Consider the following 19,537-nt stretch of genomic DNA (forward strand, 5'->3'; position numbering starts at 1 on the left):
CGCACCGACCTCAGGCGCGCGAACTCAGCGGGTCATCCTCATGATGACCGGACTGTGGTCGGACAGGGTGGTCGACAGTACGGAGCCGCTGGTGGTGGTGACTCCCTTCGTGTAGATGTAGTCGATGCGGGCGCCACCGTGGGTGGGCTTGTTCGCATACTTGGCGCCGGTGTCCACCCAGCCCGCGCTCACGAATCGCTTCGACAGCGCGTCCGTGGGCTTGGCGTTGAAGTCGCCGGTGAGGATCAGCTGGGATCTGGAGCCGAAGTAGTTCAGGACCTTTGCAGCCTGAGCCTCCCGGCGGCTGACCGAGGTCTGCGACAGGCCGGGGGACAGGTGGGTGCTGAACACCGTGATCGTCGAAGTGCCGCCGAGGGCGAGCTTCGCCCCGGCCATGGAGCGGTTGACCGGGCAGGTGGTGAAATTGGTGAGCGGGACTGTCACGCGTTCGACGATCTTGAACGAGGACAGGATCGCGTTGCCCGCGTTGCCGGGTTGCGGGTCGTCGCAGGGGCCGACGTTGTCGCCCGCGCCGAAGTGGGCGTTGGCGGTGATGTCCCAGCCGAGCTCATCGGCCAGCTGTCTCACCTGGTCGGCGTCCGGCCTGCGGTGGATCTCCTGGAGCGTGACGATGTTGGCGCCGCTGTCGCGGATCACCTTGGCGATGGCCTTCATGTCGGCGCTCTCGCCGTGGATGTTCCAGTCGAGGACGACGAGCTGTGTGGCGGCCTGAGCGGTGGCGGGTATGGCGGAGGTGACGGCGAGCACGACCGCCGTAATCATATAAATCCCTCTTGTCACACGCATGCCCGGAGATCTTACGGACATCGTGAATGCCCGTATAGCCCGTCGGGGATCTGGTAGGGCTTCTCATCCGAGACGACGAGGTGGGGGATCGAGCCGCGGATCCTCAGCCGCTCGTGGTGGGCAGTTCCACTCGCAGCAGGGTGCCCCGGCCGGCTGGACTCGTGATCTCGATGGATCCGTACAACGCCTCGACCCGGTCGATGAGCCCGGTGAGGCCGCTGCCCTGGCCGGGATCGGCGGAGCCGACGCCGTCATCGCGTACCGACAGATGTAGCCGGCCGTCCTGGACGTTCGCCTCGACGTGGACGCCCGAGGCCTGCGCGTGCTTCGCCGCGTTCGCCAGGGCCTCCGCCACGATGTAGTAGGCCGTGATCTCGACGGTCTCCGGTAGCCGGGTCTCGATGCGTACGTCGAGGTTCACCGGGACGGCGGAGCGGCGGGCCAGCCCGCTGATCGACGGCCCGAGGCCCCCCTGGGTCAGGATCGCCGGGTGGATGCCGTGCACGATCTCCGCCAGATCGTTCAGCGCGTCCGTGAGGCCGGCAGCGATCTTGGACAGCTGGGCCTTGAGCTCGGGGGCGTCGTCGGGCACGTTGTGCTCGGCGGTACGGAGATCCAGGACGAGTGAGATGAGCCGTTGCTGGGTGCCGTCGTGCAGGTCCCGTTCGACCCGGTGCCGGGCCTGGTCGGTGGCGGCCACGATCCGAGCGCGGGAGGCGGTCAGGTCGGTGCGGGCCTGGGCGTTGGCGATGGCGATGGCCACGAGATCGGTGAAGTCGCAGATCTGCGTCTCGGCTCTGCGGGGCAGCAGCCGGTTACGGGTTGAGAAGGCCGCCATCACCCCCCAGCACTTTCCCTCGACGGTGATCGGGGTGCCGATCCCCGAGCGGATGCCGTGTTCCCGGAGGAAGACGCACAGCGGGCTCACGGCGTCGATGAAGCAGTCCATCCGCACGGGGGAGTTCTTCTGCAGCGCCATGGACGGAATGTTGCTGCCCACGATCGTCCAGCTGGTGCCGATCGGCAACACCTTGTCGGGCTCGCCCCACGCGCCGATCACGGTCGTCGTCTGGTCAGGCTCGTAACGGAGCATTCGGGTGAGGTCCGCGCCGAGGACCTCACCCACCTCCTTGGACACCGCGGCGAAGACCGTGGACGGTGGTTCTCCGCACGCGATGAGCGTCGCCAACCGGTGCAGGGCGGCCTGTTCCCGGACAAGCCTTCTGAGCCTGTCCCGGCTCTCCCACGGAGAGATCGACATGGTGGTGAACACCCGGTCGAGCACGATGGTCTCCTGATGGTCGGATGGCGGTTCAGGCCGGCCGCGCGATACTTCGGTTCCCGTGTCTCAAGGCGGCCCCGCGGGCTGGGTCACAGGGCGCGGGCCGGCGGACCGCGGGTGTGATGTCGCTCGACGACGATGGATACGGCGAGCGTGACGTCGTGTCGCGCCTTCGATGCCTGAGGCCGGCCAGACGGTGTCTCGCAGTCGATTTCGCTCGTCCGCGGATATGTCCCTGCCCTACCGATTTCCGGCATCGAATTGAACCGGCCCTCATGGCCGAATGACCGAGGCGCCGCAGGCGATCTCCACCGTTCCACACCCTGTCCCGCCAGGATACGTCGAGGTCAGACGCTGAGACCATGGCGAGCGGGCGTGGCTGTCGGATCCAGTCCCGCCTTTTTGGCCGCCTTCTCGTCCATGGCGAAAGCGTGGCGTTCCACTTGTCGGAGCCTTACTTTTCGGAAAAGGCGGACGACCGTATGAAATGGGCGATTACTCCAACCTGATTGGATCCGATGCCCATGACCCGAACGCCGCATGGCTGTACGCCGTGTAAGGAATGGCTCCGGAGTTCGCGCGGCGCGGGGATGTGTGCGGAGTGGGAGCCGGATGAGCCGATCGGCTCGTGGGCGCCGGCGATCTAGGCGCTGGGTTCGCCGTCGCGCATCGCCTCGCGCGTGATCGTGGAGGTGGGACGGTCCAGACCTCGGGCGATCTCCGCGTAGGTGAGGCCGTCGGCCCGCCCCGGCGCGATTCGACGGCGGCCCTGCCGGGTGAGCCCGCCTCCCGGCGTCGCGAGCTTTTCGCGGCCGGTGATGCCCGAACTGTAGCGTTCGCTTTCAGTCAATTGCAACGCATGGATAGTTGTTGTTGCATTCCCTTCAGAGTCACTGCAACGATTTTGCTGCTTTTACCTGCATCAATGCTTATTTTCCGCAACGAACATGTTGCCTTGGACTGGAATGCAACGTAGCGTTTCCATTGTCAGAAACAACGAGGCACAGGAGCGCATCATGCAGAAGTTCGCCACCCCCACCCCGATCACCACCATCCTCGACCTCCCCGCCGGACGCCTCCAGCTCATCGCCGCCGACCGCCCCGACACCACCGTCGAGATCCTGCCCACCAACCCCGCCAAAACCCGCGACGTCCAGGCCGCCGAACAGACCACCGTCACCCACACCGACGGCATGCTGCGGATCCACACCCCCCAGCCCAAAAACCAGCTCTTCGGCCCCTCCGGATCCATCCAGATCACCGTCCAGCTGCCCACCGGCTCCCACCTCGAAGCCACCACCGCCGCCTGCGAACTGCGCAGCGTCGGCCGGCTGGGCGAGGTCACCTTCGACGGCGCCTACCACCAGATCAAAATCGACGAAGCCGCCAGCGTCCGGCTGACCGCGGTCGACGGCGACGTGGAGATCGGCCGGCTCGGCGGCTCCGCCGAGGTCAGCACCGCACGCGGCGACATCCGCATCGCCGAGGCGGTGCGCGGCACGGTGGTGTTGCGCACCCAGTCCGGTGACATCTCGGTCACCGCCGCCGCGGGCGTCTCGGCCGCGCTGGATGCCGGTACCTCCTTTGGCCGGATCAGCAATGCCCTGAAGAACAACGGCGGTGTCGAGCTTGACATCCGTGCCACCACCTCCCACGGCGACATCACCGCCCGCAGCCTCTGACCATCCGCGGGCTCCTTCCGGGCACCCCGATCGGCAACGGCGCCGCCACCGCCATCGCCTGGTGCGCCGGCACCGCCGCCCTCTCCTACCTCCAGGCCAAGAGCACCTTTCAACAAGGCCTGACCACGAAAAGGGTCGACCAGGGCCGTCAGACCAACGGGTCTGACGGCCCTGAACCTTTCCCGCCCCTCGCACGCACGTCCCTGATCGATGCTGATGGTGAAGTCCCGACACAAGAAGCCGGAGAACGTCCGCCGCTGCTTCGAACCGTCGCCAGAGGCGAGCGCCGAGCCTACGAGCCTGCTCGCGCCCGGCGGTAGCAATCGCCGAGCCGCGTTCCTTGACCCTTCTCGGTGGCGACGGCGGAGGCGGAGAGGAGCGTCGCAGCGGCGAGGCTGCCCCAGAGGGCGGCCGGGCCGTGGGGTGCGAGAGCGGTGATGACCGCTGGGGAGGCGGCGAGGCCGAAGCCCGTGGATAGCTGGAAGCGGGTGAGGGTGCGTCCCAGGACATGCGCCGGGGCGAGGGCGGTGACGAGCGCGGTGGCGCTGCCCGCATAGATGATCTCGCCGAGGGTGCAGACCACGGACACCGCGGCGACAGCCGGGGCACCCCAGCCGCGTCCCAGGGAGGTGGCCGCGAGGAAGCCGAGGTAGGACGCGGTGAGCACCACACCGGCGATTGCCAGCGCGGACCGGCGGGGAAAGCGGGACATCAGGACGGTGACCGGAACCTGCAGGGTGACCACCAGCACCGTGTTGGTCACGAAGATGGCCGCCGACCACACCGGGGAGGCGTGCATCTGCGTCACCAGGACCAGAGGGAGCGCGACTTCGAAGATGTTGAGGCAGAAGGCGTAGATCACGTTGGCGGCCAGCAGCGCGCGCATCCGGGGTGCGGGCTCGTCGTCCCTGTCCCTGGCCGCGGCAGCGGCCGGATGAGCGTGCACGTGGACCGACCACGCCAAGGCCGCCGCGGCGAGGTAGGCGAGCCCGGTGACGGCTGCCAGTGCCTGCAATGCGGTGGTGCCTCCCGCCAGGCATGCGGTGGCGAGGAGCGCACCGGCGCCCAGGCCGGCGTTGCGCAGGGCGCGGCCCCCTGCGAGGGCGGCGTCGCGTTCCCGGCCGTGGGCGACCGTGGCCACGAGGGCGGCGTGGGCGGCCGGCCATGCCTGGTTGCCGATGCCGAGGAAGAGCGCCGCTGTCGCGAACAGCCAGACGTTCCCCGTCGGGGTGGCCAGCAGCAGCGCCACGCCCAGCACCCGTACCAGCATCGACGCCGCCACGACCGTGCTGCGTGCGCCCCGGTCCAGCCATCGGCCCACCGCGGGCATGCACACGAGACCCGCGACGGCGCCGGCTGTCATGGCGGTGCCGGTGACCGGAGCGGACAGCCTGAGCACCGTCACCCCGTAGAGCAGCAGAAAGGGCCGCAGCAGGCCGGTGCCGAGCGCGTCCACGGCCAGGGCGACGGCATAGCGGGGGCCTCCGGAGGCTCGGAGGAGGGCGCGGGGACGGATTCCGGTGGTGGTTGCCATGGCGCCAACGGTCGTGCCGGGCTGCCGGATGGGGCACGTCGGTTGACGGACATCGTCAACCGACGCCGTCGCCGGCCGTCCGACCAGCGATGATGGGGGCATGACGCTGCGCATCGACATCACCGGGCTACCGGCCGAGCGGCTGCGGTTCGCCGCCTCCCCGCTGGCCGAGCTGACCGCGATGTTGCACGTCCTGGCCGAACCCGGGCATCACCCGCGGCTGGCCGGCTGGGCCGGGGACGTCTGGGCCGGGCTGCCGCCGGAGCTGGCCGAGCGGTTGCGGGAGGCGGAGTTCCTCTGGCGTTCCTCACGAGCCGACTTCCTGGTCCCCGCCCGGCCTCGGCAGACCCTCGCCGAAGAGCTGGACGATGTGGACCGGATCGACGACGAGACCTATGTGACCGCCGCGCTCATCACCACGTGCGGCAGCAACCGGGTCCTCTTCGCTGCGCCGTCGCCGCTCGCCGACGCAACCGCGCGCGAGCGGGCCCTGGAACTGGCCCAGGCCCGCGGCGCGCTCCAGGAGGCGTTCGCGGAGCGGCTGCTCGCGGACCCGGGCGCAGTGCGGGCACGGGTGCGCGACACCCTCGAACAGTGCGCCGAGGCGTTCTTCGACGCCGCCTGGACAGGCGTCGCCGTGCGACTGGCCACCGACCTGCGTCTGAAGAACGACCTGCTGAAGCGCCAGGGCATCAGGGCGGCACTCGCCTCGGTCTCCGGCGCGGTCACCCTGGCACCGGACGGCGACTGCATCGTCGTGGACAAGCTGCAGGACAACGCGACCGCCGCCCACAGCACCGGGGTCACCTTCATCCCCAGTGACTTCGGCCGCCCGCACCTGGTGGTGGTCCACGCGCCTGGATGGCAGCCGGTGGTGCAGTACCCCGTGGCCGAGCCGAGTCCGTCGGAGCCGGTGTCGCTGGAAACGGTCACCCTCCGGCTGGAGGCACTCGCACATCCGGTACGGCTGCGGCTGCTGCGCACCTTGGCCCGCGGCCCGCACACCACCGGCGAGCTGGCCCACGCCTGGGGACTCTCGCCCCCGGAGGTCTCCCGCCACCTCGCCGTCCTGCGCCGAGCGGGCCTGCTCACAGGCCGGCGGCACGGTCGTTACATCCGTTACACCCTCAATCTGCCCGATCTGACGGTGCTGGGCGCCGACCTGCTGGCGGCCGTACTGCGCTGAACGGCTTCGGTCTGCCAGAACGCGGGCGACCGCCGCCTGCTTCGTGGAAGAACAGGAGCGGTGTGTGCGGGATGTACATCTCGGACAGACGATGTTCTCGCGATCAACCACGCCCTCAACGGGATCTGCGACGGCGGTGGTGCGAGGCGCCGACACGGACGGGCTTGCCACGGCGGTACTGTCGCGGTTCTTGAGGCCGACGTATTCAAGGAGGGGCGGAGACACATGCGTGACGCACAGGTGCTGGCGGACGGCTCCCGGATTCGCTGGGTGGAGATCGCCGGTACCGGACCGGCCCGGGTCTGCGTCCACGGGGCTGGGGCGCAGGCGGCGGCATACTTCACCCAGGCGATGACCTTGCCGCTCCTGGCGGGCCGGCGGACCTTGATGATGGACCTGCTGGGCTTCGGGCTCAGTGACCGTCCGGCGGAGTTCGGCTATCGGCTCGACGACCACGCCGACGCGCTTGCCCGGGCGATGGACGGCGCCGGTGTCGGTGACGCCGAGGTCATCGGTCACAGCATGGGCGGTGCCGTCACGATCGCGCTGGCCGTTCGACGACCGGATCTGGTGTCCCGGCTGATTCTGGCCGAAGCCACCCTCGACCCGGTGCCTCCACCCGCGCCCGGCAGCGTCGGCATCACCAGTTTCACCGAGGCCGAGTTCGCCGCCGGCGGGATGGACCGGATCCTGGATCAGGTGGGGCCGTCGTGGGCCGCGACCATGCGCCTCGCCGATCCCACGGCGCTGCACCGCAGTGCGTTCGGTCTGCGCGCCGGTGCCGGCCCGACCACCCGGGAGCTGCTGACGAACCTGCGGATTCCGCGGACGTTCCTGGTCGGGGCGCTGTCGCAGCCGCTCGCCGGACGATCGGAGCTGGAGGCCTCCGGGGTGCGGGTCGTGACCGTCCCCGACGCCGGCCACAACATCATGCTGGACAATCCACAGGCATTCGCCGAACAGGTCGCCCAGCACTGAACGGTCCCGGCCAGGTCGAGCCCGCCGATCGCCGCGAGGAGCGGCGTCAGGACGGGCGCGACGATCACCCGTCACGTGCCCGAACCCCTTAAGCTCGTCCTCGATCCGCGCGGATAGTACGGGTCGGTTCGATCTCTGCTGGTTCGGGGCCGGCGGGGTGCCGGTATTCCCACCACCGGTACTCCTCGCCCCCTCGTTCCAGTCATCGCCGAGCACGGCCTTCTCGCCGTGGAGCACGGAAGGTTTCCATTCGGTCGAGGAAGCCCGCGCCAAAAGGATCTCCACCCCACCTGCCGGCGTGTCGCCGGCCTCCCGAAGCAGCCGATGAAGGGGGGTGGAAGGCACCCATGATCAACCCTAACCAGGCTTGCCCGTTATCAGCTAATTTGGGTTAAATGTCGATTAATGGTGTGCACCTCGTCGGTAGTGTCCCTCTGGGTGATGCGGAGGAGGTCTTCCGCACCGTTGCCGCTCAGCTCGGGAGCCACTTCCGGCGTGTCCCGGACGGCGAGACCGGTGTTCGGTCCAACTGGACGTTCTGGCAGAGGGCGGTGTTCGAAAAGACCCCCGGCCTGATCACGGGCGGGGTGGAGGAAGGCGAATACAGCCGGACCCCGAAGTTCCGGCTGCGTGACGGGGTCGACCCCGCCGCCCTGCGCTTCGGCGCTCTCGGTTACGCGGAGGCGGCGCGCGCGTCGTGGGAGGTCTTCCAGCGACTGCAGGCCGCCGGAGTGCTGCCCGACGCTCGCTTCCAGGTGAGTCTCCCGACGCCGATGGCTCCCATCCGGCTTCACTTCGACGCCAGTGTCCAGGCCGCGGTCGAACCGGTCTACGAGGCGGCCATGCTCCGCGAACTGGAGCTGATAACCGACGCCGTTCCGCACGACCGGCTCTCCATCCAGTGGGACACCGCGGTCGAGTTCGGCATGCTCGAGGGCGTTTTCCCCAGCTGGATCCCCGACCTCGAGCAGGGAATCCTCGATCGGCTGATCCGCTTGGGCGATGCGGTTCCCGCCGACGTCGAGGTCGGCTACCACCTCTGTTACGGCGACAGCGGACACCGCCATTTTGTCGAACCGAAGGACACCGGACGTCTCGTGGCCGTCGCGAACGCGCTGGCCGACGGACTCACCCACCCGCTCGCGTGGATCCACCTGCCCGTCCCGATCGGCCGGACGGACCCCGCCTACTTCGCCCCCCTGCGCGACCTGCGACTGCCTGCCCGTACGGAGCTCTACTTGGGGCTCGTCCACGCGACGGACGGCGAAGACGGCGCGCGGCGGCGTATCGACGCCGCGCTGACCGCCGCCGACGCGTTCGGGGTGGCGACGGAGTGCGGCTTCGGCCGGCGCCCACCGGAGTCCGTGCCAGGGTTGCTCGCCCTGCACGCGGCGGTGGCCGGACTCGCGACCTGACCACGTACGGCGCCGGTGTCCACCCGGGCCTGGCAGGACATCGTCCGTCTCATTCGATCACCACGCGGTTGGTCGAGACGGAGACGGACCCTGTTCGCGTCCATGGGCGGCCGAAGGCGTGAAGGTTCGGTCATGGTGATCGGCGCAGAGAGCGCCGCCGGACTCGTCCAGGTTGTGCGCGGCCCGCTTGCCTGTATGAGGTGATCAATCGAGCCAGGTACCTGCCCGCGATCTCCAGCGGCTCCTCACTTCCGGACATCTGGGCGGCCCGTTCGACGCCCTCCAACGTGTTGATCACCGTACTCATTCGATCATTGATCCCGGCGGCGGTCGCCCAAGACGGAGAAGAGGACCGTTCCCGCCAGGAAGCCGATGACGCCCGGCAGGAGCAGCATCCCGAACGGGCCGCTGGAGGCCACGTCCGCGGGTCGCGGGCCGATCACGCCGGTCGAGTCCCAGGTGGCCGTGAATCGGTCGCCCACAACCCGCTTCTCCCTCTCCCGCATCAGGCCGGAGATGGCTCGCCCATCCGGCGCCGCGAGGGCCAGCCAGTAGGTGCAGCGGCCCTTGGTCTCCTGGCAGGTTCGCCCGGTCACCACGACCTCGCTCGTCTGTCCGTGCTGCTTGAGGTAGACATCGGGCACCGCGGAGTACGCGCCCAGAATCAATGCCAACCCGACGACGGCACCGGCGACGGCGGCGGGCTTCGTCAGGTACGACCAGCGCGACCAGGACCACGGGATCGCGAAGAACGCCGCCATCGCCAGGAGGCCGCCGCCCACATCACCCGACACGCCGCCCTGGGCCGACACGAGCGGCCCGGCGACCATGCCGACCGCCACGCCCATCACGAGCAGCGCCGCCCGCATCATCGGCATCGTCGCCAGTCCTTCCGGGCGTGCAAAAACGGCAAGGCGCAGGCGGACACCGTATCGAAGTCGTGCGTGAGTTCCGGTGGGCTGTGGTCGGCATCGTGATGGATGCGGTTCCCGGTCCCGGGTCGGGGCGGGGAAGATCGTGTCCGTCGATAATGGTGTGTGCCCTTCACCCTGAGCCACGTCGTCGCAATTTTGCCGCTGCGGCGATGGCTGCCTCCCTCGGCGCTGGCGGTCGGTGCGATGGTGCCGGATCTGCCGTACTACGTGCCGCTGCCTTTCTCCTCGAACACCACCCACGACTGGCTGGGCGGGTTGCCGGTGGATCTGCTCGTAGGAGTCGCGGTGCTCGTTGTGTTCCACCTGTTGCTGCGCGGGCCGTTGACGGCGCTGGCCCCGGAGGGGGTGCGTGCGCGGTTGCCCGATCGGGCGCCGTCCGGGCGTGGGATCGCGGTGGTGGCCGCCCTGCTGATCGGTGCCGCCACGCACCTGGTGTGGGACGGGTTCACCCAGGTAGGTGGCTTCGCGGTGGTGCACTGGCCGGCGATGCGCGTCTCGGTCGTCGGGGCGCATCGGGTGTTCAACGTGGTGATGTACGTCAGCTCGCTGGGCGGGCTCGTGGCCTTGGCCTACTGGTTCGCCCTGTGGTATCGGCGCGCCGCCGTACGGCCGGGGCGATGGCCCGGCGTGACAGGACTTCTTCGCGGGTGGGTCCTGGCCATCGGCGTGGGCGCCGCGGGTGTCGGTGCGGTCATGCTGGGAAGCAGCGACCGTGCCGCGGTGAGTCTGTACGACCTGGTGCGCTGCGTGATCCTGGGCGGGATAGGCGGGTGCGGCGCCGTTCTGGCCTGTTACACGGTCGCGTGGCACCTGTGGCCGGCGATGCGCTCCCGGCCGGGTGCGCATCAGCCGGTTCACGCCGAGACGAGTGAGGCCGGTGTCCGGGACGGGTCCTCGGACATCAGTGTTTGAAGGTCCCCCTCGGTATCGGGGAAAGGCCCGTCGGAGAGGTGGGAACGGGTCGCCGCGATCGATTCGGTCACCGGGCAGGAGTGGTGGCCTTCAGCGGCATAGGGCTCGCACGGGTGTGATGATCTCGTCGACGAGCCAATGCGCGACCTGTGAGGGGTAGGGGCTTCGCAGGCTCAGCACGATGTGTGTCATGCCGGCGTCGATGAGATCCAGGATCGCCTTCCGGTCACCGGCCGGGTCGTCGTAGGAGACGATGTACTGCACGGAGCGTGTGATCGTCTGCCGGTCCCGGCCGATGGCGGCGCAGTGGGCGTCCAGGACGCGGCTGCGTTCGGCGATGTAGTCGAGGGTGTTGTGCGGCGGGCCGGGGATGTTCCAGATGTCCGCCTGCTCGGCGACCAGGCGCAGGGTTTTGGTGCCCCAGCCGCCGATCAGCAGTGGCGGGCCCGGTCGCTGGACGGGCTTGGGCTCGTTCTGGTTGGCCTTGAGGGTGTAGTGGCGCCCGTGAAAGTCGAAGACATCTTTCGTCCACATGTTCTTGAGGATGGTGATGGTCTCGGCAAGGCGGGCGATGCCCTCGGCTGGGGAGACCAGGGTCAGGCCGTAGGCGTCGTACTCCGCGATGGCGGGGTTCTCGCCTGCGACGCCCCCGGCGTCGGATGGCTGATGGGTGCCGCCCACGCCGAGTCCCATGATCAGGCGGCCCTGGGAGATCACGTCCACTGTGGTGGCGATCTTGCCCAGGACTGCGGGCTCACGGATCCGGTTGCTGGTCACCAGGAGACCCAGCCGCAGACGCCGGGTCTGTGCGGCCAGGGCGCTCAGCAGGGTCCACCCTTCGAGGATCTGGCCGTTCCTGGGGCCGGCGACAGGCATGAGGTGATCCCACAGCCATGCGTCGGCAATCGCCGGCAGGGCGTCGGCCTCCTGCCATACGCGGGAGATCTCCTCGTAGGTGGCGCGCATCGGGGTGGTCTTGATGCCGAACGTCACCCGGTCCCGGTGTTGGTTGCTCATCACGTGTGTGCGTCCTTCGGCTCGACGTACCGCCATCGAAGGCGGCTTTATCGTCACCATAGAGGATCGTCAGTAGTGCTGACTATCAGCGGGTGGGATAGAGTACGGCCATGACAGATGATCCACCCTCAGAGGTCCTCACCTCCCGCCTGGGCTATCTGCTCAAACACGCGTACCTGCGGCTGACCGAGGCGTCCACGCTCGCGCTCGCGCCGTTCGGTATCGACGGCCGCGAACTGGCGGTCCTGGCCGTACTCGCCACGCAGTACCCGCTGTCCCAACTGGAGGCGGCAGGCAGGCTTGGCATCGACCGCACGACGATGGTGGCGCTCATCGACACCCTGGAGGCCAAGGGCCTCGTCGAGCGCCACCGCAGCGCCCAGGACCGGCGCAAGAACACCGTGCAGCTGACATCAACGGGCCAGGACTGCCTGCGCCAGGCCGAGCAGGCCCGCAAGGAGATGGAACATCGGTTTCTCGCCCCACTTTCCCCCTCGGACGCAGACCAATTGGTCCATGCCCTGCAGACTCTCGTCACGGCCCCGAAGAGTCTTGACTGACAACCGGGAGCAACGCCCCGACCATCGTTCAGGGTTCGGGCAGTGAGGGCTGTGCAGATTACGCCCGGCACGCGGATGGGAGAGCCGGGCGACCTGTACGCAGGCCGCCTGGCCGTTTCGCTGTCGTGGGCAGGGGCGCCTGCCCGGGAAGACGTTCATCGTGCGCCGTTACTGCTCCCAGGCGCAGATCGCGTACGCCGTGACGGTCCAGTAATGGCCGATCGGCTCCATTTCGGACGCCCGGACCAGGACCTCGTCGCTGGTCGGGATGAAGTAGTCGAGGGTGACCTCGCCGTGGCCGTTGCCGATGGAGAATCCGGTCCCCAGGACCACCTGCCTGTCACCGGCGGCGCCGCAGGCGACCTCGATCGGCTTGTTGGACGAGGTGCTCTGGCTGGTCTCGGAGTAGAGCCACAGTCCCGCCGGCGGGTCTTCGGCGCAGATCGCGAACACCCGGAGGGTCCAATCGGTGTATGTCGCCGGATACCTGTTCACCGCGTGCGCGTAGACCATGTTCAGCTGCGGGATGAGGTAGTCGAGGCTTGCCGTACCTCGGGCTCCTTCCAGTTGGTACCCGGTGCCGAGCAGGAACTCGCCGGGGTCGCAGGTGACGGACACGGGGATCATCCCGTTGAGCGGGGAGACCCGGGAGAGGATCGTGGTCGATTCGTCCGGGTCGCCGCAGACGGCCCGCACGCGGATCGACCAGGAGGCCGAGGTGCCCTCCTCGGTCTCGACCCCGTACGCGCTGACGGTGTACGTGGTCGGTATCACCTCGTCGATGACGACAGCTCCACTCGCGCCGATGATTTCGGCTCCCGTACCGAGCACGCGCGTGCCCCCGGTGCAGGTGACCTCGGCGCCTTTGTCGTTGGAGTTGCTGTCACTGGTGGCGTACTTGACCTGGTAGCCGGAGATGTCGGCCGACGACGCGCTGGCCGGCACCGTCATGATGGCGGCGGACAGCGCGATGACGAGTGACACGGTGGCGGCCCAGGCGCGCCTTGTGGTGCTGGGTAATACGGGCAATGCAGCCCTCCCTGAACGGTGGGTTCGTGGGTACCTCCCCGATCTTGGGGAGCACGCTCCCTGACTTCCCACACCATCACCCTCGGCCTCGCGTCGCGCTGTGCCCTTTTACCAGCTGTGGCCTGGTACTTCTTCCTGGAGTGATCGGGTCAGACGTGATAGCACCTATGTGGAGACTCGGGGCTCTGCCGCCCGTGCGTTGACATATGGGCTTGATCGTCGGGTAGACCTGGCCCATGTCTTCTCCGCGGTACGAAGGGTGGCTGCTGGCCGGACGGTACCGCCTTGTGGCTGGGCTGGGCCGGGGCAACATGGCGACGGTATGGCGTGCCCATGACGAGTTCCTCGATCGTGAGGTCGCGGTCAAGGAGGTCGCGATCCCCGATCACCTGGTCGGGCAGGAGCGCGAGGTCCTGCTGGGACGCACGATGAGGGAGGCGCGCCTCGCCGCACGGCTGAGCCATCCCAACATCGCCGCGGTGTACGACGTGGTGCAGGCCGACGGCCGTCCGTGGATCGTGTTGCAGCTCATCAGGTCACGCAGCCTCGCCGAGGCGATCGCCGAGGAAGGACGTCTGCCCGTTCCCGCCGTCACACGCATCGGGTTGGAGGTGCTGTCGGCGCTGGAGGCCGCCCACGCGGCCGGCGTCATGCACCGTGACGTCAAACCCGCCAACATCCTGCTCACCGAGGACGGGCACGCGATCCTGACCGACTTCGGGCTGGCCACCAGCACCGTCGATGAGGACCCCTGCCTCACCACGGCGGGAATAGTCGTCGGCACGCCCGCCTACATGGCTCCCGAGCGTGCCAACGGCGCCGCTTCGAGCGCCGAAAGCGACCTGTGGTCCTTGGGGGCCACCCTGTACACGGCCGTGGAAGGCAGCGTCCCGTTCGCTCGCGGCACCGTACTGGCCACCCTCGCCGCCGTGCTGACGGCCGCCCCCGAACCGTTCCGGCACGCCGGCTCCCTGGCGCCTGTCATCACCGGCCTGCTCGACAAGGATCCCGCTCGGCGTACCGACGCCGTCCGCGTCCAGGAGCAACTGCGGAACGTGGCCGCCCTCTGGGACGAAGGACCGGACGGCATCGCGGCGTCGCTCTCCACCGCGTGGATCGAGGCGCCGACTGTTGTCCAGAACATCGCCGATCGCTCCGAGGACGGCCCCCGGTCACCGTCGATACGTCAGCGGATCACCAAGCATCGGCGCCTGTCAGCCGGCGCCGCGGCCCTGGTCGTCGGCGTTTTTGTTGTCACCACCGTCACCGCCGAATGGCGGAGCGATGAGCCCGGCCGACCGGAGCGGGCCGTTCCCTCCGGTACCGCCCCCATCGCGGTGCTCCGGACCACCCCCACCCCCCACGTGAAACCGGTGACCGACGGCCACCCCACCCCCACTCCCACGCCCACTCACACTCCTCAGCGCCGCAGGCAGTCCGGCCCCCTCCCCGATCCGCCCCGTGCCGAACCCCAGGAGCCCGGCACTCCCAGAGGCCCCGCGAAGAAACCCAAGGAACCCAAGCCCGTCAAACAGAAGCCGATCCAGCACGGAAACGGCCAGGGGAACGGCAACGGTCAGGGGAACGGAAACGGCAACAAGAACTAGCCGTGTTCGGGTGCGATGGTGACGCCGGTACGGCGGGCAGGTGGTCGCCGGAGGTAAATCGGGTGACCGGGCGGGATGGCAGGCCATAGCGTACGGATTTCAGGTGGTTGAGAAGAGGGAGCGTCATATGGGTCCGGCAGAGGTTCGTCGTCTGACACCCGAGGACTGGGAGATCTTCCGAGATGTCAGGCTCGTGGCGTTGGCCGACGCACCGGAGGCCTTCGCCTCGTCGCTCGAACGGGAACAGGCCTACGACGAGGCACGGTGGCGCGACTGGATGCAGCCGGAGCGCGGGGTGAAGGCGATCGCCCTCGTCGAGGGCAGGGTGGTCGGAGTCGCCGGTGGCTGGGTGCCCGAAAGCAGGGGCGGGGCGGTCGAGGTCTACAGCATGTGGGTCGACCCGGTCGCGCGGGGCACCGGAGTCGGAGCCCTGCTCGTCGAAGAGGTCGTGGGATGGGCCGCTGAGCAGGGCTATCACAAGATCGAGCTGTGGGTTGTGGACGGGAACGACGGTGCCGCGCGTCTGTACAAGCGTCTGGGCTTCGAGGCCACGAACGAGTCCCAGCCGCATCCCAATGATCCCGGCCTCCGCGAGTGGCTGATGGTTCGCATGCTCGGTGCATTGATCTAGCGGAGTGTCTCCGAGCCTTGACCGGGTTGTTTCGGGGACGGCCGGCCACGGGGGGACCCGGTCAATGTTCTCGTGCCACCAGGTTTCTTGCGGCACGTGAGGATCGATTCGGGTGGGGGCGTGTTCAAAGGAGCGATCTCGCGTCGAAACGCGGCTTCAGCGATGATCTGGAGCGATCGCTCCGCCACGCGGTTTCGGCGATGACGTGGGCGAGCGCATCGACCGGGTGAAACACGAGCGCCGCCGTCTTCGGACCCGCGGCGACATGACAGGCTGGGCTCCATGGATGAGTCGACGCCTCAGCCGGGGGCTCCAGAGGAGATGCGGGCCGAAGACGGGCATCGCCGTCGCCGGGCCGGGATCTCGCGGGCGGAGGTACGCCGCGGATGAGTGAGCCGGTGGTCTGCTCGGCGAAGGGTTGCCAGGCGACGGCGGTGTACGCCGTGGTCTGGAACAACCCCAAGATCCACACGCCCGATCGGGAGAAGATCTGGACGGCCTGCGAGGAACACCGCCGGTCGCTCTCCGACTTCCTGGACGCACGCGGGTTCCTGCGCCGGGTGGACAGGTTGTAGGCACCGGCTCCGGACGGAGCACGGAGCACGGAGCACGGAGCACGGAGGAGTTCACAACACCGCTTCTGTCGTTGTGCGCGGAACCTTGGGATCCTGCCGGCCCGTGCACCGGCATACGGCGACGTTGACCGCTGATGTTCAATGACCGACGCCGGCTCATGTAGAGAGCATCTATGCAGGTCAGAGCTGGTCGCATGGCCCTACATGGCTCACTCGCGTTCGGTGATCACCCGAGCCCGGTCCCAAGGACACCGGCGGCTGAAACCGAATGACAATACCTGCCATACGATGCTGAACCATGATGAGCCGGCACGTCGTGGCGCAGCGAAATGAAATCCCTCCGAGCTCGCGGAACGGCGCCTCGGAGAGAGGGAGCGGCGTCGCCATGGGACCGGCCGAGGACGAACGGAAGAGCGCGCTGTCGGATGAGTGACCATGGACTCCGGTTCTCGATACTGGGACCGGTACGCGCTTGGCGGGACGGCGACGAGGTGGAGATCGGCTCGCCCCAGCAACGGCTGGTCCTCGCCGTACTTCTTCTGGCCGAGGGCAGAGCGGTCGGCCAGGACCACCTGCTCGACGCCGTCTGGGCCGACGACCCTCCGCGCACCGCCGTGAGCACGTTGCGGACCTACATCTCGCGACTGCGCTCCGTCCTGGGCGCGAAAACGGTCGTCTCCATCGGAAACGGGTACGCCCTCGCGGGCGGAGTCTGCGACCTGGTCACCATGGAGGAGTTGTCCCGCGAGGGAAGGTACGGCGAGGCGCTGGCACTCTGGCGGGGAGAGCCGCTCGCCGGGATGGAGGGACCCTACGTCTGGTCCCAGCGAACGAACCTTGAAGAACGGCGACTCGCCGTGCTGGAGCGCAGGCTCACCCAGGACGTCGAGGAGGGCAGGCACACCGAGGCCATCGCCGAGCTGACCGCGCTCTGCGGGGAGCATCCGGCCAGGGAGCGGCTCTCCGGCCTGCTGATGCTGGCTCTGTATCGTTCGGGAAGACAGGCCGAGGCGATAGGAGTGTTCACCGACACCCGGAAGCTGCTCGCCGAGGAGCTCGGCATCGACCCCTCTCCCGAGCTGGCGGAGCTCTATCAGAGGATCATCACGGCCGATCCCGCCCTCGGCGCGAACCAGACCGCGAAACCGGCCGTGAGGCAGGTGCCCCGGCAACTCCCCGCCGACGCGGCGGACTTCACCGGGAGAGAGGCCGAGATCGAGGCGATGGTGGGGGCGCTGAGGTCGGGAAACGCCTCGGCGCTGATGATCTCGGCGCTGTCGGGTGCGGGCGGCATGGGCAAGACCACCCTGGCCGTCCACCTGGCGCACCGGCTCGCGCCGCACTATCCCGACGGCCAGTTCTTCGTGAACCTCCAGGGGACGAGCGCGCGGCCCCTGTCACCGGAGACCGTGCTCGGTTCCTTTCTGCGTTCTCTCGGGGTGGACGCCTCGGCCGATTCGGCGGAACTGAGCGAACAGTCGGCCCTGTACCGTTCCGCGCTGGCGGACCGGCGGATGCTCGTGGTGCTGGACAACGCCGCGAACGCGGCGCAGGTACGGCCGCTGCTGCCGGGTGCCGCCGGGTGTGCGGTGCTGGCGACGAGCCGCGTGAAGATGGTCGGGCTGTCCGGCGCACGGCAGGTCGACCTGGGCGTGATGGACCACGACGAGGCGATGGCGCTGATGGCCAAGGTGGTGGGGGAGTCGCGGGTGGCCGCCGAGCGCGAGGCGGCGGGGGATCTGATCGGGGCGTGCGGGCATCTGCCCCTGGCGATCAGGATCGTGGCCTCGCGGCTGGCGGTGCGGCCCGCCTGGAGCGTGGCCAGGATGCGAGACCGGATGGCCGACGAGCGCCGGCGGCTGGCGGAGCTGCGCGTGGGAGACCTGGCCGTCGAGGCGACGTTCGCCCTCGGTTATGACCAGCTCGACGCGGCACACGCCTCGGCGTTCCGGCTGCTGGCGATCTCCGACACACCCGACCTCTCGCTGGCGGCGGCGGCGGCCGTTCTCGATCTGGACGAGTCGGAGGCGGAGGAGGCCTGCGAGGCACTGGTGGACGTGAGCATGCTCGAGTCGCCCTCTCCCGGCCGCTACCGCTACCACGACCTGCTCAAGATCTTCGCCCGGTCGCGGCTGGACGACGAGGCTGAACGGCGGGCCGTGCTCGCCCGGTTGCTCGACTTCTACCTCGCCGGGATGACGGGGGTCTTTCACCTGACCAACCCGGGAGTCCCAGTGCGCGACTCGGGCGAGGCGATCCGTACCGGGCCGTCCTTCGCGGACAGGGAGGCCGCGGTCGGCTGGGCGGAGGACGAGGAACGGGGGGTGCTCAGCTGCGTTCACCAGGTCGCCCAGACGCCGGGCAGCGCGCTTCTCGACGCGGTACGGCTGCTCGACATGGCGTCCGACGTGCTGGAGACCGATGCGGCTCCCGAGCGTTACGAGCGGACGGTGGAGGCGCTCATCGAGGCGGCGGCGGCTCGGGGGGAACGCGGTGCCGAGGCACACGCGCGTTGCCTGCGCGGCGAGTTCCGGATGGGCCGCAGGTTCGCCGAGGCGGCGATCGAGGACGGCGCCGTCGCACGTGACCTCAGCCTGGCCGAGGGCGACCGGGCGACGTACGCGAGGAGTCTCAACCTGCTGGCCATGGCCGTCTCCAGCCAGCGGTCGAAGACCGAGGCGATCGCGATGTACCGCGAGGCGATCGAGGTCTGGCGCTCGCTCGACGATCGCTGGCTGGAGCCCATGGGCCTGGGCAACATGGCGCTCGTGCTCGCGTCGGAAGGCAAGATCGACGAGGCGGTGGAAGCCGCGGAACGGGCCAACCGCATCACGCATGAGCTGGGCGGCATGGTGGATCCCGACGTCATGTACCAGTCGGCCATCGTGCTGCGCGAGGCCGGACGCCCGGAGGAGGCGCTCTCCCGGCTCCTGGAGACGCGAGGGGAGTACCGGCGGCTCAAGCAGCGCGTCCGGGAGGGGGCGACCCTGCTGCGGATGGCCGAGACCTACCTCGTCGTGGAGCGGCCCGACCGTGCCGTCGACTGCGCCGAGGATTCGCTGGCCATCATGGCGAAGGCGGGCGACGAATGGGTTCGGGGCAAGGCGCTCGTCGCACTCGGGCAGGCGCTCGCCCGGCTCGGCCAGCCGGCCCGGGCGGAGGCGTGCCTGGTCGAGGCACTAGAGGTTTTCGCGCGGCGGAACCTGCCGGAGGCCGACGACGTACGGATCCTGCTCAAGGCCGACGACGTGCGGAGCCTGCCGAACCAGGGTGGGGCGCCGCGCCAAGGCGCCGAGCGGGAGGACGTCGGACAGCTCGCTCTTCCGTGAAACCCATGGTCAGAGCCGTATGGCGGAAGATATGTTGATTCTCCATGCGTCGAACCGA

At 68.8% G+C, this 19,537-nt stretch carries 17 protein-coding genes; 10 read left to right on the forward strand and 7 right to left on the reverse strand.

Annotated elements, in window-relative coordinates:
- Positions 1–24: 24 nt before the first annotated feature.
- The 3 genes from DKM19_RS10415 to DKM19_RS10425 form a co-directional block, all read right to left on the reverse strand.
- Positions 25–783 carry an endonuclease/exonuclease/phosphatase family protein gene (locus tag DKM19_RS10415; protein ID WP_162641408.1) on the reverse strand — a complete coding sequence of 253 codons (759 nt, stop codon included), beginning with the start codon at positions 781–783 and terminating at the stop codon, positions 25–27.
- Positions 784–910: 127 nt separating this feature from the next.
- Positions 911–2,092, reverse strand: coding sequence for a GAF domain-containing sensor histidine kinase (locus tag DKM19_RS10420; protein WP_110695519.1), 1,182 nt, complete (start codon positions 2,090–2,092; stop codon positions 911–913).
- A 640-nt stretch (positions 2,093–2,732) separates the two neighbouring features.
- On the reverse strand, positions 2,733–2,939 hold the full coding sequence (locus DKM19_RS10425; protein WP_369988503.1) for a helix-turn-helix domain-containing protein: 207 nt from the start codon (positions 2,937–2,939) through the stop codon (positions 2,733–2,735).
- Between the two features lie 166 nt (positions 2,940–3,105).
- On the opposite strand from DKM19_RS10425, the gene DKM19_RS10430 reads away from it, so the two are divergent.
- Complete coding sequence (locus DKM19_RS10430; protein ID WP_110695520.1) at positions 3,106–3,771, forward strand: DUF4097 family beta strand repeat-containing protein; 666 nt, start codon at positions 3,106–3,108, stop codon at positions 3,769–3,771.
- A 292-nt stretch (positions 3,772–4,063) separates the two neighbouring features.
- Here DKM19_RS10430 and DKM19_RS10440 read toward each other — a convergent pair whose 3' ends face one another.
- On the reverse strand, positions 4,064–5,305 hold the full coding sequence (locus tag DKM19_RS10440; protein WP_110695521.1) for an MFS transporter: 1,242 nt from the start codon (positions 5,303–5,305) through the stop codon (positions 4,064–4,066).
- A gap of 100 nt (positions 5,306–5,405) precedes the next feature.
- Between DKM19_RS10440 and DKM19_RS10445 the strand changes: the two genes are divergently transcribed.
- The 3 genes from DKM19_RS10445 (at position 5,406) to DKM19_RS10455 (ending at position 8,884) form a co-directional block, all read left to right on the forward strand.
- Entirely contained in the window at positions 5,406–6,491 is a 1,086-nt protein-coding gene (locus DKM19_RS10445; RefSeq protein WP_110695522.1) for a DUF5937 family protein, read from the forward strand.
- A gap of 225 nt (positions 6,492–6,716) precedes the next feature.
- A complete protein-coding gene (locus tag DKM19_RS10450; protein WP_110695523.1) occupies positions 6,717–7,469 on the forward strand; it encodes an alpha/beta fold hydrolase in 753 nt (250 codons plus the stop codon).
- A gap of 551 nt (positions 7,470–8,020) precedes the next feature.
- Positions 8,021–8,884, forward strand: coding sequence for a hypothetical protein (locus DKM19_RS10455; protein ID WP_204358744.1), 864 nt, complete (start codon positions 8,021–8,023; stop codon positions 8,882–8,884).
- A gap of 311 nt (positions 8,885–9,195) precedes the next feature.
- Here DKM19_RS10455 and DKM19_RS10460 read toward each other — a convergent pair whose 3' ends face one another.
- A complete protein-coding gene (locus DKM19_RS10460) occupies positions 9,196–9,762 on the reverse strand; it encodes a hypothetical protein (RefSeq protein WP_110695525.1) in 567 nt (188 codons plus the stop codon).
- A 159-nt stretch (positions 9,763–9,921) separates the two neighbouring features.
- Between DKM19_RS10460 and DKM19_RS10465 the strand changes: the two genes are divergently transcribed.
- On the forward strand, positions 9,922–10,731 hold the full coding sequence (locus tag DKM19_RS10465) for a DUF4184 family protein (RefSeq protein WP_110695526.1): 810 nt from the start codon (positions 9,922–9,924) through the stop codon (positions 10,729–10,731).
- Positions 10,732–10,821: 90 nt separating this feature from the next.
- On the opposite strand, the gene DKM19_RS10470 is transcribed toward DKM19_RS10465, so the two are convergent.
- The gene (locus DKM19_RS10470; protein WP_110695527.1) at positions 10,822–11,748 is read right to left on the reverse strand and encodes an LLM class flavin-dependent oxidoreductase; all 927 of its coding nucleotides are present in this window, start codon (positions 11,746–11,748) and stop codon (positions 10,822–10,824) included.
- A gap of 110 nt (positions 11,749–11,858) precedes the next feature.
- Here DKM19_RS10470 and DKM19_RS10475 point away from each other — a divergent pair, with 110 nt between their 5' ends.
- Positions 11,859–12,308 (forward strand): MarR family winged helix-turn-helix transcriptional regulator, encoded by a 450-nt coding sequence (locus DKM19_RS10475; RefSeq protein WP_110695528.1) that lies wholly within the window; start codon positions 11,859–11,861, stop codon positions 12,306–12,308.
- Positions 12,309–12,476: 168 nt separating this feature from the next.
- Here the strand turns inward: DKM19_RS10475 and DKM19_RS10480 are convergent, their stop codons facing one another.
- Complete coding sequence (locus DKM19_RS10480; RefSeq protein ID WP_162641409.1) at positions 12,477–13,337, reverse strand: hypothetical protein; 861 nt, start codon at positions 13,335–13,337, stop codon at positions 12,477–12,479.
- A gap of 236 nt (positions 13,338–13,573) precedes the next feature.
- On the opposite strand from DKM19_RS10480, the gene DKM19_RS10485 reads away from it, so the two are divergent.
- From DKM19_RS10485 to DKM19_RS10500, 4 genes are all read left to right on the forward strand, one after another.
- A complete protein-coding gene (locus tag DKM19_RS10485; RefSeq protein WP_110695530.1) occupies positions 13,574–14,944 on the forward strand; it encodes a serine/threonine-protein kinase in 1,371 nt (456 codons plus the stop codon).
- A gap of 127 nt (positions 14,945–15,071) precedes the next feature.
- Positions 15,072–15,575 carry a GNAT family N-acetyltransferase gene (locus DKM19_RS10490; RefSeq protein WP_110695531.1) on the forward strand — a complete coding sequence of 168 codons (504 nt, stop codon included), beginning with the start codon at positions 15,072–15,074 and terminating at the stop codon, positions 15,573–15,575.
- Between the two features lie 386 nt (positions 15,576–15,961).
- Entirely contained in the window at positions 15,962–16,150 is a 189-nt protein-coding gene (locus DKM19_RS10495) for a hypothetical protein (protein ID WP_110695532.1), read from the forward strand.
- A gap of 425 nt (positions 16,151–16,575) precedes the next feature.
- Positions 16,576–19,479 (forward strand): BTAD domain-containing putative transcriptional regulator, encoded by a 2,904-nt coding sequence (locus DKM19_RS10500; RefSeq protein ID WP_162641411.1) that lies wholly within the window; start codon positions 16,576–16,578, stop codon positions 19,477–19,479.
- The last annotated feature ends 58 nt before the right edge of the window (positions 19,480–19,537 follow it).

The organism is Streptosporangium sp. 'caverna' (assembly GCF_003203775.1).
Lineage (GTDB): Bacteria > Actinomycetota > Actinomycetes > Streptosporangiales > Streptosporangiaceae > Streptosporangium > Streptosporangium subroseum.

What these genes read in the sequence shown, in the direction of transcription:
- DKM19_RS10415 (WP_162641408.1), bottom strand. Translation starts at nt 783, where the DNA reads ATGATTACGGCGGTCGTGCTCGCCGTCACCTCCGCCATACCCGCCACC.
- DKM19_RS10430 (WP_110695520.1), top strand. Translation starts at nt 3,106, where the DNA reads ATGCAGAAGTTCGCCACCCCCACCCCGATCACCACCATCCTCGACCTC.
- DKM19_RS10440 (WP_110695521.1), bottom strand. Translation starts at nt 5,305, where the DNA reads ATGGCAACCACCACCGGAATCCGTCCCCGCGCCCTCCTCCGAGCCTCC.
- DKM19_RS10445 (WP_110695522.1), top strand. Translation starts at nt 5,406, where the DNA reads ATGACGCTGCGCATCGACATCACCGGGCTACCGGCCGAGCGGCTGCGG.
- DKM19_RS10450 (WP_110695523.1), top strand. Translation starts at nt 6,717, where the DNA reads ATGCGTGACGCACAGGTGCTGGCGGACGGCTCCCGGATTCGCTGGGTG.
- DKM19_RS10460 (WP_110695525.1), bottom strand. Translation starts at nt 9,762, where the DNA reads ATGCCGATGATGCGGGCGGCGCTGCTCGTGATGGGCGTGGCGGTCGGC.
- DKM19_RS10470 (WP_110695527.1), bottom strand. Translation starts at nt 11,748, where the DNA reads ATGAGCAACCAACACCGGGACCGGGTGACGTTCGGCATCAAGACCACC.
- DKM19_RS10475 (WP_110695528.1), top strand. Translation starts at nt 11,859, where the DNA reads ATGACAGATGATCCACCCTCAGAGGTCCTCACCTCCCGCCTGGGCTAT.
- DKM19_RS10485 (WP_110695530.1), top strand. Translation starts at nt 13,574, where the DNA reads ATGTCTTCTCCGCGGTACGAAGGGTGGCTGCTGGCCGGACGGTACCGC.
- DKM19_RS10490 (WP_110695531.1), top strand. Translation starts at nt 15,072, where the DNA reads ATGGGTCCGGCAGAGGTTCGTCGTCTGACACCCGAGGACTGGGAGATC.
- DKM19_RS10495 (WP_110695532.1), top strand. Translation starts at nt 15,962, where the DNA reads ATGAGTGAGCCGGTGGTCTGCTCGGCGAAGGGTTGCCAGGCGACGGCG.
- DKM19_RS10500 (WP_162641411.1), top strand. Translation starts at nt 16,576, where the DNA reads ATGAGTGACCATGGACTCCGGTTCTCGATACTGGGACCGGTACGCGCT.